General features: G+C 50.6%; 12 protein-coding genes. 7 read left to right on the forward strand and 5 right to left on the reverse strand.

Annotation, left to right across the window (positions count from 1 at the left end):
• The first annotated feature begins 2 nt into the window (after positions 1–2).
• Entirely contained in the window at positions 3–878 is an 876-nt protein-coding gene (locus tag PQG83_RS09290) for a PHP domain-containing protein (RefSeq protein WP_312748747.1), read from the forward strand.
• A gap of 17 nt (positions 879–895) precedes the next feature.
• Here the strand turns inward: PQG83_RS09290 and PQG83_RS09295 are convergent, their stop codons facing one another.
• Entirely contained in the window at positions 896–1,918 is a 1,023-nt protein-coding gene (locus PQG83_RS09295) for a hypothetical protein (protein ID WP_312748749.1), read from the reverse strand.
• A 101-nt stretch (positions 1,919–2,019) separates the two neighbouring features.
• A complete protein-coding gene (locus PQG83_RS09300) occupies positions 2,020–2,433 on the reverse strand; it encodes a secondary thiamine-phosphate synthase enzyme YjbQ (RefSeq protein ID WP_312748751.1) in 414 nt (137 codons plus the stop codon).
• A 332-nt stretch (positions 2,434–2,765) separates the two neighbouring features.
• Here PQG83_RS09300 and PQG83_RS09305 point away from each other — a divergent pair, with 332 nt between their 5' ends.
• The 4 genes from PQG83_RS09305 to PQG83_RS09320 all read left to right on the forward strand — a co-directional run bounded on the left by PQG83_RS09305 (position 2,766) and on the right by PQG83_RS09320 (position 6,716).
• A complete protein-coding gene (locus tag PQG83_RS09305; RefSeq protein ID WP_312748752.1) occupies positions 2,766–3,308 on the forward strand; it encodes an SH3 domain-containing protein in 543 nt (180 codons plus the stop codon).
• 438 nt (positions 3,309–3,746) lie between these two features.
• Complete coding sequence (gene hpnD / locus PQG83_RS09310) at positions 3,747–4,637, forward strand: presqualene diphosphate synthase HpnD (protein ID WP_312748754.1); 891 nt, start codon at positions 3,747–3,749, stop codon at positions 4,635–4,637.
• Positions 4,634–6,022, forward strand: a complete 1,389-nt coding sequence (locus PQG83_RS09315) for an FAD-dependent oxidoreductase (RefSeq protein WP_312748755.1) — start codon at positions 4,634–4,636, stop codon at positions 6,020–6,022. The genes hpnD and PQG83_RS09315 overlap by 4 nt, the downstream gene beginning before the upstream one ends.
• A 34-nt stretch (positions 6,023–6,056) precedes the next feature.
• Positions 6,057–6,716, forward strand: coding sequence for a uracil-DNA glycosylase (locus PQG83_RS09320; protein ID WP_312748756.1), 660 nt, complete (start codon positions 6,057–6,059; stop codon positions 6,714–6,716).
• A 1,099-nt stretch (positions 6,717–7,815) separates the two neighbouring features.
• On the opposite strand, the gene PQG83_RS09325 is transcribed toward PQG83_RS09320, so the two are convergent.
• The 3 genes from PQG83_RS09325 to tldD form a co-directional block, all read right to left on the reverse strand.
• Positions 7,816–8,313 carry a hypothetical protein gene (locus PQG83_RS09325; RefSeq protein ID WP_312748758.1) on the reverse strand — a complete coding sequence of 166 codons (498 nt, stop codon included), beginning with the start codon at positions 8,311–8,313 and terminating at the stop codon, positions 7,816–7,818.
• 92 nt (positions 8,314–8,405) lie between these two features.
• On the reverse strand, positions 8,406–9,776 hold the full coding sequence (locus PQG83_RS09330) for a TldD/PmbA family protein (RefSeq protein WP_312748760.1): 1,371 nt from the start codon (positions 9,774–9,776) through the stop codon (positions 8,406–8,408).
• Between the two features lie 45 nt (positions 9,777–9,821).
• Entirely contained in the window at positions 9,822–11,249 is a 1,428-nt protein-coding gene (tldD, locus tag PQG83_RS09335) for a metalloprotease TldD (protein ID WP_312748762.1), read from the reverse strand.
• A 227-nt stretch (positions 11,250–11,476) separates the two neighbouring features.
• On the opposite strand from tldD, the gene uppS reads away from it, so the two are divergent.
• Entirely contained in the window at positions 11,477–12,262 is a 786-nt protein-coding gene (uppS, locus tag PQG83_RS09340; protein WP_312748764.1) for an undecaprenyl pyrophosphate synthase, read from the forward strand.
• 80 nt (positions 12,263–12,342) lie between these two features.
• Positions 12,343–13,149: a phosphatidate cytidylyltransferase gene (locus PQG83_RS09345; RefSeq protein WP_312748766.1), complete on the forward strand. Its 807-nt coding sequence runs from the start codon at positions 12,343–12,345 to the stop codon at positions 13,147–13,149.
• Positions 13,150–13,176: the final 27 nt, after the last annotated feature.

Consider the following 13,176-nt stretch of genomic DNA (forward strand, 5'->3'; position numbering starts at 1 on the left):
TCATGAGCCGTATCGATCTGCATACTCACACCCATTTCTCGGACGGGAGTGTTTCGCCCACCGCACTCGTGGAACTGGCTCATCAACAAGGCGTGAGTGTCCTGGCCATTACCGACCATGACACGACTGAGGGGCTTCCGGAAGCCATGGAAGCCGCTCATCATCTCCCGATTGAAATCATACCCGGTATTGAATTAAGTACAGAGTTTCAGGGGCGGGAAACGCATATGCTCGGCTATTTCATTGATCTCGCTGATCCTCAGTTTCAAACCAGACTCGAGCAGCTTCGCGCGACACGCGTTGATCGCCTTCACCACATCCTTGACCGTCTTCACACCCTCAAAGTGGAGATTTCTTTCGCTGAAGTGGAGCATGTTGCCGGAGGCGGAACCACGGGTCGCCCACATATCGCGCAAATGTTAATTGAAAAGGGGTACGTAAAGGGGATGAAAGAAGCTTTCGATCGTTTCCTGGGAGTCAGAGGCGCAGCTTATGTTCGGCGAATTGTTCCTGAGGCGGCTGAAATCATGACATGGATTACTGAGGCCGGCGGCATCCCTATCCTTGCTCATCCCTATTGGGAGGGATTAGGTGCCGATAAGACGACGGACTCATGCCGGATGTTGGTGGAGCAGGGATTACGAGGGCTTGAAGTCTTTTATGGAACGTTTTCCGCTCGCCAAATTTCCATCAATCTCAACTTAGCCCGCAAATTCGATTTACTCATGACGGGAGGCAGTGATTTTCACGGCGCCTTCAAGCCTGAAATTTCGGTCGGAACGGGGCGCGGTTCGCTACGGGTTCCTCCCAAGTTGATCGATCACTTACGTCAGGCGGCTGGCCGGGCAGATCCCCAAACAATGAACGAGGTCCCATGACCGCCCAAGGTTGATATTTAATTGTCAGTGGCTTCCACAATGTGATTTTCAAATCGCGTGCAGCCCTCGGCCAGCAGGCGATTGGTTAACAATTCCCCCGGCCATTCAATTGGCAAATCTGCCGTAAACACCCACACATCCGGCGATGTCCAAATCGGTCCATGGTCTTCAGGAAGATCCGGATCAAACAGGTCGGTCCACACAGGCATATACACGCCATTCCCGCATTGGGTATGCAGATGCACCACGGTTCGGCTTCGAACCGGACCTTCCAGATCATGCCACACGGCAGCTGTTTCATCAGCCAATCGATGAAGCCGAACGGCGTTTTGTGCATCATACAAGGCATAGGCCGCGTAATTAGGAGCCTCCAAAAGTTGCGGCGCCTTGGCGACTTCGGGGCATTGACTCACCAGATGATCCATAATGGCCTGACAATCGTCTTCGGAAAGGGCTTCCGGCAACGTCGTATCAGGAACGCCAAGAATTTCAAAAAATAAAAACGCGGTGGCTTCAACGGGTGGATGAAGCCTCGCCGCAATCGTCTGACGTGGCTGTCCTTCAGCAAGGTTGGAAATATGATCGTGAATCTTCTGTAAGCTTAAAAATTCCAATGTGGAATCGGTGAGAAGCCTCGGTTCGACCGTGATCACCGCCCCTGACGGGACATGCAGATGTTTCCGCAACAAATCCGCCGTTTCCACAGGATCAATTTTCAATTTCAATGGATACTCCAAATTGGCTTGGAGTGATAATTCAAACGAGGCAAGGATTCCATACATCTCGCTGTCTTCGCTCTCATCCTCCATCAGACAGGAGCTGGCCGCTTCCGCCAGCAAATCGAATAACCACTCCGCCATATTTTCGTCTAAGGCTGCAAGAACGGTGAGGACCTCATGTTCACGATCCTGATCCAATAAGGCCTGCAACACTTCAATGGCCAAACTTGGATCACCATGTTCATGCCGCCTGGCATTAATGAGATGAATCAGATCCCGAGTGAGGGGATCAGGACGATACCAACTAGACATTGCATTCATGAGTTTTCACGATTCCAGGCGAAGGTAAAAATTTTCCGAGAAGGCAGATCATCAATATTTCCAAAGTATTTTCACATGACTGGAACCCGTTTGCCAACTCACTACTCTCCAATAATCTTCACCAACACCCGCTTGCGACGTCTCCCATCAAATTCCGCGTAAAAAATTTGTTCCCATGGACCAAAGTCCAATCGTCCCTTGGTGATAGCTACAACGACTTCCCTGCCCATGATTTGACGCTTGATATGAGCGTCACCATTGTCCTCTCCCGTTAGATTGTGCCGGTAGGTTCCCGTCTGCGGCACAAGACGCTCAAGGAACTGTTCATAATCCTGCAGCAAACCGGCTTCGTCATCATTAATATAGACACTCGCTGTGATATGCATGGCATTCACCAGGACAAATCCCTCTTGAATCCCACTTTGTTGTACCACACGTTCCACCTGAGACGTAATATTCCGATACTCTCTTCGTTCTTTGGTCTGAAACCAGAGTTCTTCCCGGTACGATTTCATGTTCCCTCCGCAACTTCAGATTCCTTCCGAGATGTATTTTCCATAACGCTGATCCCGATATCAATCCTCATGGCCGGGGACAACAGGTAACTCGAATCATTGTATCCTTAGGAATGGACGGGATCGTTTCATCCTGTGCGCGGTGTTTGCCATATGAAGAGATCATAGTCCCGCATCAATATGCTGGGAAGATTTGACAGGAAATAGAAGGGATGTTAATTACTTCATGAATGGGTATTTCTTCGTACACGACTTGCTGATGTGGCAATTTCATACCACGCCAATCCGGCACTGACACTGCTTGCAGACCTCACGACAAAAAGGAGATAGGCATGATGACCTCGACAATCGGTGCGGTGTTCTCCCCAGAACAACCTTCTCGATGGAACGTGCTCTTTGCCCAGGAGCCTGACAAAGATTTGGAATTTGACGAAGGATTGGAAGAGGACGATCTCAATCAATCCAAGCCTCCTTCAAGGAAACCGCTTCTCTGGATTGTACTTTTATTGTTGATTGTTGGAGCAGCCTATTGGGCTCTCAACTCAAATACATTTATGCCTCAAGGGACCACCACCGATACGGCTGCCAGCACCAGGAATCAAGACCAGACTGGCATCACACCTCCAATGTTTCACGAGAATCAGGAAGTGTCGCTGAGAGATACTCTTGGAAGGTCCCTGCTGATGGGTGATCCTGCTAACACCACGCCTGGGCCCATCGTGAAACCAGGAGAAACACTCACGATTCTGGATGGAGCCTATCAGGCAACCGGATGGGTCTACCAGGTTCAAACCCCAATGGGAAAAACAGGTTGGATCTCTGCCGAAAAACTCAAGTCACAGACCCAAAATACAGGAAAGGGTTCCACCCAATAAGAAGGACTCCTCCAAATTTACAATGCGTCGGTCGCCCTTGCGTCACATTTAGGATCAGAAGTTTGTTTATCGAGAACCATCCGGTGTTCTGTTGAATCAACTGCAACACATTCCACACCATCCTGGATATTACCCGCTCAACATGCATTGAAGAGCTTCGCAATCCTTGCTACCCTGGACTCTTGCTCAGGGTGGTGTCTTCGCTAATGAAAACGTTGTCCTAATGGAACCCAGTGCCCCACATATGAGCCACCAAGCGCTATGCGAAAAAATAAAGGAGTCTTCACCATAACCGTCCAACGCGGATGAGCGGGGACCCCGTTGGGGGCTCAATCCCACACTCCTTGCTTGGGAATAGACAAATAGCCGTCATCCAGTTATACATTTGTCCCCTCTGTTCATGATCATTGCCTGGCCACCGCCTTTGGGAAGCACTCCATGAAGCCCATGACCCCTATTGAAGCCCAGACGTTCTGCACCAAATATACCAAAGAAAGTGGCAGCAACTTCTACTACTCTTTTTTGTTCCTGCCACAGCAACGGCGGGAAGCCATGTACACCATTTATGCCTTTTGCAAAATGGTGGATAGCGCCGTTGATGAACCAGCCCCGGGGAGCCATCCCATCGAAGAAGTTCGCAAATGGCGACAAGAGGTGACGGCCACCTATCAAGGCCATCCGACCCAACCGGTCACGACGAGCCTGGCCGCCCACCTACAGACCTTTGACATCCCGGAAACGCTCCTTCAAGAATTAATTTCTGGTGTAGAAATGGATCTGACTTCCAATCGGTTTTCGACGTTTGCCGATCTGTACCAATACTGCTACAGGGTCGCTTCAGTGGTTGGCCTGATTTGCCTCAAGATTTTCCAAACCCAATCCCCTGCGGCGGAGGACTATGCGATTAACTTGGGATTGGCATTTCAATTAACGAATATTCTTCGTGATCTCAAGGGGGATGCCGAGCAGAACCGCATCTATCTTCCGCTCGAAGACTTACAGCGTTTTGGTTATTCGGAAAAGGCTCTCCTGAACCAACAACGGTCGCCGGCGCTGGTTGAACTGCTGAAATTTGAATGCGAAAGAGCTCGCACCTATTACCGCCAAGCTCAAGAAATTCTCCAAACCCTTCCCCTCTCCGATCAAAAATCGCTGGTGGTTTCAGAAATCATGCGTGGAGTCTACAGCCGCATCCTCAAACAACTCGAAGACCCGCACTACCAGGTATTCGGCCCACGAGTTCGAGTCGCCCCCCTCCAACGACTCGGGATTGCCGCTCATATTTGGATTCGGTCTGTTCTTTCCCATAACATTGCTCCAACAGTGTGACACACCACATTCTGATACTGAGCGGAAATCTGCCAGGATTACTCGCGGCCTATCGGCTCATTCCCTACGGATTCCGGATCACCATTCTTGAGGACGACAACCCTGTCTCTTCGGCACCATCATCTCCTCATTTTGCAAAATCGATAGAACCGGATCATCCACCATCCCTTCAACGCCTCACGACGCAGCCCTTCCCACTTATTCTCCCACGGTATTACCATGCCACATGGGAACTTTTTCAGGAACTGGCTTTGGAACACGCAGCCCAATGCATTCAACCGGTCAACCTGGAGTTTGGGACATCCGAATGTCAAACACTCACCCTCTCCAACGCGAAGGGCATTGCGACTCTTCACCCCATGATCCGACTCGCCGGCTTTCGCGCGCTTCCCTGGTCAGATCGCTGGCACTTGATTAATTTTTTAGAAAAAAAATGGGAAGAACCCCGTTCACCAGATCACCACCCTGATATGCTCACGGTTGAATCCTGGCTGATTTCCGCTCAACAATCGGCTCTTGCACGACAACGTATCTGGAATCCCTTCTGTCGATTATTTTTAGGTTGTGATGTGACTCAGGCATCACTCGGGTATTTCCTGGAGATACTTTCTCGATTCTGGTTATCCAAACCGAATGGACCAGAAACATTCTTAGCTTCACCTGACATGCAGAGCCATCTTCAACAAAAACTCAGACATGTCCTAATAGAAAAAGGGGTCACGTTTTATCCCTCACACGCCATCACCGGCATCCATGCCGACACCGAACGGATTCAAGCCATCGGCCTGGCTAAAGGCGAACGACTCAACGCCGACATCTACGTCTCGCCCCTTTCCCCTCCAGAGCTTCTTCGACTCTTGCCGGAACGAGCCCCGGCTCGCTTTTCATGTTTTTCCCATTTGGCTCAACTGCAGGAATCCTTAGGAACAGTTGTCCAATTGACCCTTAACGACACACTTCTTCCTCCTCGGCTTATCCTTAATTCCAGTTTATTTGATTGGGTCACCAGCCAGGCCGTTCCATTCACGGATAGACCAACGACGTTGGTTACGGGCATCAACCTCTCATCTTCACCATTATCGGTACGCTCCGGCGACTGGTTGAAAGAAACCGCCTGGCCCCATCTCAAAAAGATATTGAATATTTGCCCTGAGCAATCAATGCCGGCTTGTGCGCCACCGATCACCCAATCAGCCTATCGATATATTCCTTGCATGACTGGTTTCCGCACCTTTCGTCCTCTGGCCAACACACCCATTCCCAATCTCTTTCTTACCGGGCCCTGGACGGCCAGCCCACTCCCTCCTTCTCTGGAAAGCACAATCCTGAGTGCCTTTGGCTGCGCCAGAGCTGTGACGGAATGGGTCCAGACCTCATCGCATTGACATCCTAAACCGTCAAACCTAAGATCCCCTCTCAATGGATCTTCATGAACTCAAATCATCCCTTCACGACTGCCAACGATGCGGATTGTCTTCAGGACGCACCCAGGTGGTGTTTGGGACAGGACATCCTCAGGCCGACATCATGTTTGTCGGAGAAGCCCCGGGCTTTTATGAAGACCGGCAGGGAGAGCCTTTTGTCGGGGCGGCAGGGAAATTTCTCAACGAATTACTGCAATCTATCGGGCTCAGTCGGGCGGATATTTTTATCGCTAACGTCATTAAGTGCCGGCCACCCAACAATCGAGATCCTCTTCCAGAGGAAATCGAGACATGCAAACCGTTTTTGCTTCAACAAATCGAACTCATCAAACCTAAATTGGTTTGCACTTTAGGAAACTTTGCCACACAAACGTTATTAGAAAGAAAAGTCGGTATCACCAAAGTACGTGGGCAGGTCATCCGAATGCCCAACTTCATCGTGTTCCCACTGCTTCATCCGGCAGCCGCACTCCACCAGGGCAATCTTCGGGTTCCCCTCAAGGAAGATTTTCAAAAACTCAAGACGGTTCTGGAAGATATGAGCAAAACTCCCACGCTTCCGCAAACCGCGTCACCACCAACCCTTCCCTCCTCCAAAGCCCCATCCAAAGAGGAAACTCCAGCCGACCCCCCTACCCAAATGAGCTTATTCTGAAAGGTCGTCTCTGAAATTCTCTCCGGGGTAAACCCTTCAACTTAGATCTCCATAGACAAGCTATCCCAAGTTCCCGGCCTCTTGAAATAACCATGCGGCCCTTTTGCCTTCGCAACATAGGTTCTACCCTTCGGGACGCGCTGGATAACAGCTCGGATGCCAAACCGAAACTCAGAAAAATTTCAATTGGCTATATAAATTGTGGCGGGCCTTGTCTGAGCCCTTCGAAAACTCAGGGGGCTCCGCGATTGGTCCTCTATAATTAAAGAAAGCCTAGTTTCAGCATACTCCCCTGGCCTTTTGATGTGGCCGAGCAGTGCAGCCGACCCCGGAGAAAAGGCGCGCATTGTTTGAGCCTTGCGAGTTTGCGCGACGCCGGGGTCGGCGAACCGCGCAGGGAACCCGGAGGGCCACAGCATGGCCAAGATGGTTTTGGCTACTTTTGCCGAAACAAAAGTAGCTCGGCTGCCGAGCCGAAAGCCGGCAAACTGTAATGGGGATTCCCTATCCTTTATTAGCGAGGATCTATCTTGGGAGAAAATGGGATACTCGCCCTACCAAGAGCCATGGGGGCAAGCTCTACTCCACGGGTATAACGGAAGCGAAATTGTATAACTCCCCTATTTAGGAAGTCAGACAAGCTCAGCTCAGGATACATCCGACTGTAAAGTCCCTCAATACTTTAATTGGTTTCATGATTTCCCCCATTACCCAATTGAAGGGATTCCTTACTCGGACGAACCTCTTGGGGAAATTGCAGTGGGTTCCCAAATTGAATCCTCGCCTTACTCGGAACCAATACCGTTTTGACCATCGACGTCACCGAATGAGGACCCCACACGATGGGCGACCTACTGACGGGGCGCCGGTCCCTGAGCTGGAACCGGGCATGGCCACGCCATCGTCACACCATGCATGAGTCAACAGACCCAGGAGCTTATTTGAAATAACGAAGTATGAACGAAGCCCTGCAAGGTGCTTGGAACTGGCAACGGTAAAGACGAGAAAGGCAGATGAGTTTCGTTCCCACTGTGGTCCCCGATGCCATAACGCTAAAAATTAGGCTCAAGGGATCTGGAGGAACCGTACGGAAGGGAATTTAGTTAATGGTTTTTTGGGGATGACCGGCGTCTGTAGGACCTGAGGCCTCCTCGCCCTCAGCCAACGATTCCGAATCTTCAGACGACTCGTCGTCTGTGGCGTCTTCGACCTCTTCTTCTGGTTCTTCAAACCAATTGACGAGCATGTCATCCCACCAGGCCTCATTGACTTCCGAACCGGGATCTTCTCCAAAAAATTCTGTCACCTGGTCTTTGGTAAAACCCGGATCAATGACCGTGGGTTTAAACAATGCCCGGTCAATCACTTCCTTGGTGGCAAAGCCGCCCACAATCCAAGAAGGTGGATCGGCCCGGCGGGATTTGTAGGCTTGTAGCCCGACCTTAAGATAAAGAAACGCTTTACGTTGATCTTCGTCTTTCAACCCTGATGGGGGCAAACTTAAAGTCTTTTCAATTTTTTTTCTCCATTCCCGTGCATTGTACCGGGAAGTGATCAACTGGAGAACTTTTGCCCCATCCTCTTTTTCCAGTGGCATCCTGACTCCTTATGGCCCTCGGGCCGCTCTTTGAATTCATGAAATAGATCGGCAATCGATAAACTCTGAATGAGTGCTTGTCCTGTATACCTCTAATGACCGGCCACCATCATCTTGCGAATTTTAACCGTAGGACTGGCCACCCGGCCCCGAAATGCTAAATCATTCCCGATCATTTCAATATCCTTCAGGATCTGTTGTAAATTCCCGGCAATGGTGACCTCTTCCACCGGATGGGTCAACTCTCCGTTTTCAACCCAAAACCCCACCGCTCCCCTTGAATAGTCCCCGGTGACAAGGTTGACACCAAATCCAATCAGATCCGTGACGTACAACCCCCGCTTCATTGACTTGAGAATGTCATCAGGCGAATAGGAGCCCGGCGAGAGAAATAAATTCGTAGTGCCCACTGTCGGATTTTCGCCCACCGATCTTGATGCATTGCCGGTGGATGCCATCCCCAATTTTCGCCCTGAATACGTGTCTAACAGGTAACTCGACAGCACGCCTCTATCGACCACCAGGGTTTTCCTCGTGGGCAACCCTTCACCATCAAATGGTCGAGACCCCAGCCCTCCGGCTAATCGACCATCATCAACCACTGTCACCAAATCCGAAGCAATAGATTTTCCGAGTTGCCCCAAAAGAAACGAGGCCCCCTTATACAAGGAGTACCCGGATACCGCTGAGGAAATATGCCCTAGGAGGCTTTTGGCCGTTTCCGGATCGAAGATCACGGGAACTTCTTGTGTCGTAATGGCCCGACTGCCTAGCCGCCTCACAGTTCGGCGAGCGGCCTCCTGGCCGATCGATTCCGGGCTGTCCAATTCATGGAATTTACGCTTCACGGAGTACCAGTAGTCCCGCTGCATACCGCCATTTTGGCTGTCCATCGCAATGGGCGACACAGAGAGTGAGTAGGAAGAACTGGCGTACGATCCAACAAACCCATGGGAATTCGCTAATAAAATCGATCCATACCCAGCCGAACACTCAGCCCCTTCAGAATTGGTGATGCGGGGATCTGCGGAAAACGCGGATTGTTCAGTTCGCTTGGCCAGGTCTATTTCCTCATCAACTGCCAATTGCCGATCATCTTTCATATCCATGTCGGGGATATCCACCACCATTTGATCCGGCGCGGGTAGTCCTGAAGTTTCATCTTCAACCACAGCTCTGGCCAAACTACATGTGTCAGTGACTAAACGATCCAACGAGGAGTTGGAAAAATCCGATGTAGAGGAACTGGCTGAACGCTTGCCAAAAAACACCCGAATCCCCAAGACCTTCTCACGGGCCTTGGAGAGCCGATCCACCTCCGACATCCGCACCTGCACCGAGACTGAATCGCCTTCCGCCACAAGTAGATCCGCCTCCGTCGCCCCTAAAGCCTTGGCTCGCTTGAGAACCGTGGCGGCCAACTCCGGGAAACGGTCACCATGTGTGGTGGGCAGATTTGACATTATTAAATGATTAAATGGAAAGAAACAAAACGGGAGGGTTATCCATCAGCCCATCGCCGTGCCACCGACGATCATTTCATCAATTTTAATGGTAGGAAGTCCCACGCCGACCGGAACCGATTGACCATCTTTTCCACAGGTCCCAATTCCTTCATCTAATTTCATATCATGTCCAACCATCGAAACTTTTTTGAGCACATCCGGACCGTTCCCAATCAACGTCGCGCCCTTGACCGGTTTGGTCACCTGCCCATCTTCGATGAGATAGGCTTCGCTGGCTGAAAAGACAAATTTCCCACTGGTGATATCAACCTGCCCTCCACCAAACGACACGGCATACAACCCGTTTTTCACCGACCGAATGATATCCTGTGGATCTGATTCTCCGGCTAACATAAAGGTATTGGTCATACGTGGAAGAATGATGCTCCGGAAATCTTCACGTCTTCCATTTCCTGTTAACGGGATACCCATCAAACGGGCATTGAGCCGATCCGTGATATAGCCGCGCAACACACCTTTTTCAATGAGCATGGTTCTTGACGTCGGCGTCCCCTCATCATCGATATTCATCGAACCACGCCGAAATGGGAGGGTCCCGTCATCCACAATTGTGCATAGTTCGGACGCGACGGTTTTTCCCACTAAATCACTAAAGGCTGACGTTTTACGACGATTAAAATCCGCTTCCAACCCATGTCCGATCGCTTCGTGAAGCAGAATGCCCGGCCATCCCCCACCTAAAACAACCGGCATGGTGCCGGCCGGAGCTTCGACCGCGCCTAGATTCACAATTGCCTGACGTGCAGCTTCTCGGGCAAACTCCATCGCGCGATTCTGCTCCAGGTAGAAAGCAAATCCGACTCGTCCCCCTCCTCCAAAGGACCCAACCTGGCGATTGGACCCATCTTCAGCAATACAGGAAATTTGGAGACGAGAGAGAGGTTGCACATCTCCCACCAGCTGCCCTTGGGAGTTAATGACTAAGAATATTTTCTGTTCCGTATTAAAAGAGGCCATGACCTTGGTAATTCGGGGGTCATATCGTCTGGCTTCCACATCAATTTCATTCAGTAAGGCAACCCGAGCTTCTGTCGTAATATCGGTGAGCGGCTGGGACAACGGGTAGAGATTCTGGGAGGGCTGAGAACGATGAGTGACGGCTATGGGATTGTCCCCTTGAGGAGAATCGGCGATATACCGTGCCGTATCAGCGGCAATTTCCAGGTCTCGTACAGATAGATCATCTGAATATGCAAACCCGGTTCGTTCTCCAGCCACCGCTCGAACACCCGCCCCCTGGAAAATACTTTTGACTGCGCGCTTGACGAGGCTTTCCTCCATAGAAACGGAATCGGTCACGCAGGACTCGACATACATGTCCACGTAATCCACTCCCCGAGCGGTGGCCTTATTTAAGGCCTGGAGGACATCCTTTTCTTGAAGGGCAAAGTCTGAAAGGCTGGGTACCATAGGATATCACTGACAACGAAGTACGTAATGAGAACGAAACAAAAAAGGAGTATAGCCCATCTCCCAGGTGGGCGCAATTTTCAGTGAAGATCGTCTCGTCGCGAATTTGACAAGAATCGCTTTCATTATTAGACTGAAATTGTTGTGAAATTTTGCCTAGCTCCTATAATCTTTCGATAGAATTCCAACGCGGTTCTTACCCTTACGATCGGGTTCAGCACAATTCCATGGATGAATTTCAGGCGGTGGAAGCAAGACAAGTTGCTGAAGGCGAATTGCTGGATCAACTTGACCTCACATCCCTTCCACGACATATCGCAATCATCATGGATGGCAATGGCCGATGGGCCGCTCAACGCGGGTTGCCTAGAATTGCCGGTCACAAAGAAGGGCTCCGGGCACTTCAAGATGTTCTGGAAATCGGGCATGAGCTCACCATTCCTTATATCACCATCTATGCATTTTCTCAGGAAAATTGGAAACGGCCTCATTCAGAAATTCGACTGCTTATGGGGTTACTTGAGCAGTACCTGCATCAAGAACGCCAACGGTTTCAGGAGCGCCAGGTACGGTTTCTGCCAATTGGACGACTGGAACAACTGCCCCCCTCCGTCCGTTCGCTGGCCTTAGAGGTGGCAGAGGAAACCCGCCATTTGACTCAGCGCACGCTGGCAGTCGCCCTCAGCTATGGGGGAAGAGCCGAAATTGTCGATGCCGTACGGAAAGTCGCGATCGAGGTTCAGATGGGATCGCTCACACCAGACCAAATTGATGAGAACTTGTTCGAACAATATCTCAGCACATGGGGTTTACCGGATCCAGATTTGCTCATCCGTACCTCTGGAGAGGCGCGAATCAGCAATTTCCTTCCCTGGCAAATTGCCTACACCGAACTCTATTTCACCAAAACCCTGTGGCCTGATTTCCGTCGCGTTGAGACTCTTCTCGCCTTACTCGATTATCAAAAACGGGAGCGTCGTTTTGGCCGAATCACTCAAACTGTTTCGCCATAAAACCGTCTGTGGCGCTCCTGCATACCAGGCACCCTTCTTCCAGTTTATCTGACGCACTGCCCCTTTTACTCCTATAATCCATGGATCCCCGTCGACTGTACTCAGCCATCGTATTTATTCCTTTGCTCTATGCGGGAATACGCTATTCTCCACCTTGGCTCCTTTCTCTTCTGATTGGCACAGCTTCTCTCTTCGCATTATGGGAATTTCTCACCCTCTACTTCGGACCAACCGCCAGTCTTGGCACCAAGATTATCTCCTGTCTCGGTGCCGTCATACTCCTTGTTGCCATGGACACTGGCTACTCCCAAGCCGTGAACATCTGGCTCTTGGGAATCGTTATGGTTGTTTTAACGGGGTTTTTTATATCCCCGACTGCCATGAGGCAACGGCTCCCTGTATGGGCAGCCTATCCCTTTGGAATACTTTATGTCGTGGTTCTGCTCGGACATTTCATACTCCTCCGGCAACTGCCACATGGAATCGCCTTAATCTTTTTCGTCTTAGCGATCACATGGTTAGCTGATACTGGTGGATTTGTCGTAGGCTTATCTCTTGGACGACATGCCCTGGCGCCAACCCTGAGTCCTAAAAAAACGGTTGAAGGTTTGATGGGGGGGGTCCTTTTTTCTGTCCTGGGAGGCCTTATCAGCCACTTTTGGTTTCTCCCCTTTTTCTCGTTGGGGGAATGCGCTATTCTCGGCATGGGTATGGCCATAATCGGAGCGCTTGGTGATCTTGCAGAATCAGCGATCAAACGTAGCGTGAGTATCAAGGATTCAGGCACAATCATTCCAGGACATGGAGGAGTGCTGGATCGTGTGGACAGTCTGCTCTTTACCGGCCCGGCGTTTTACTACTATGCCCTATTCGCGGGCTCATCCTAAAAACCAGACCATGCACAACCATAGGAG

Origin of the sequence: Candidatus Nitrospira neomarina, assembly GCF_032051675.1 — a bacterium.
GTDB classification, from domain to species: domain Bacteria; phylum Nitrospirota; class Nitrospiria; order Nitrospirales; family UBA8639; genus Nitrospira_E; species Nitrospira_E neomarina.

Coding starts and splice junctions, on each gene's coding strand:
- PQG83_RS09290 (WP_312748747.1), top strand. CDS start 3: ATGAGCCGTATCGATCTGCATACTCACACCCATTTCTCGGACGGGAGT.
- PQG83_RS09295 (WP_312748749.1), bottom strand. CDS start 1,918: ATGAATGCAATGTCTAGTTGGTATCGTCCTGATCCCCTCACTCGGGAT.
- PQG83_RS09300 (WP_312748751.1), bottom strand. CDS start 2,433: ATGAAATCGTACCGGGAAGAACTCTGGTTTCAGACCAAAGAACGAAGA.
- PQG83_RS09305 (WP_312748752.1), top strand. CDS start 2,766: ATGATGACCTCGACAATCGGTGCGGTGTTCTCCCCAGAACAACCTTCT.
- hpnD (WP_312748754.1), top strand. CDS start 3,747: ATGAAGCCCATGACCCCTATTGAAGCCCAGACGTTCTGCACCAAATAT.
- PQG83_RS09320 (WP_312748756.1), top strand. CDS start 6,057: ATGGATCTTCATGAACTCAAATCATCCCTTCACGACTGCCAACGATGC.
- PQG83_RS09325 (WP_312748758.1), bottom strand. CDS start 8,313: ATGCCACTGGAAAAAGAGGATGGGGCAAAAGTTCTCCAGTTGATCACT.
- PQG83_RS09330 (WP_312748760.1), bottom strand. CDS start 9,776: ATGTCAAATCTGCCCACCACACATGGTGACCGTTTCCCGGAGTTGGCC.
- tldD (WP_312748762.1), bottom strand. CDS start 11,249: ATGGTACCCAGCCTTTCAGACTTTGCCCTTCAAGAAAAGGATGTCCTC.
- uppS (WP_312748764.1), top strand. CDS start 11,477: ATGGATGAATTTCAGGCGGTGGAAGCAAGACAAGTTGCTGAAGGCGAA.
- PQG83_RS09345 (WP_312748766.1), top strand. CDS start 12,343: ATGGATCCCCGTCGACTGTACTCAGCCATCGTATTTATTCCTTTGCTC.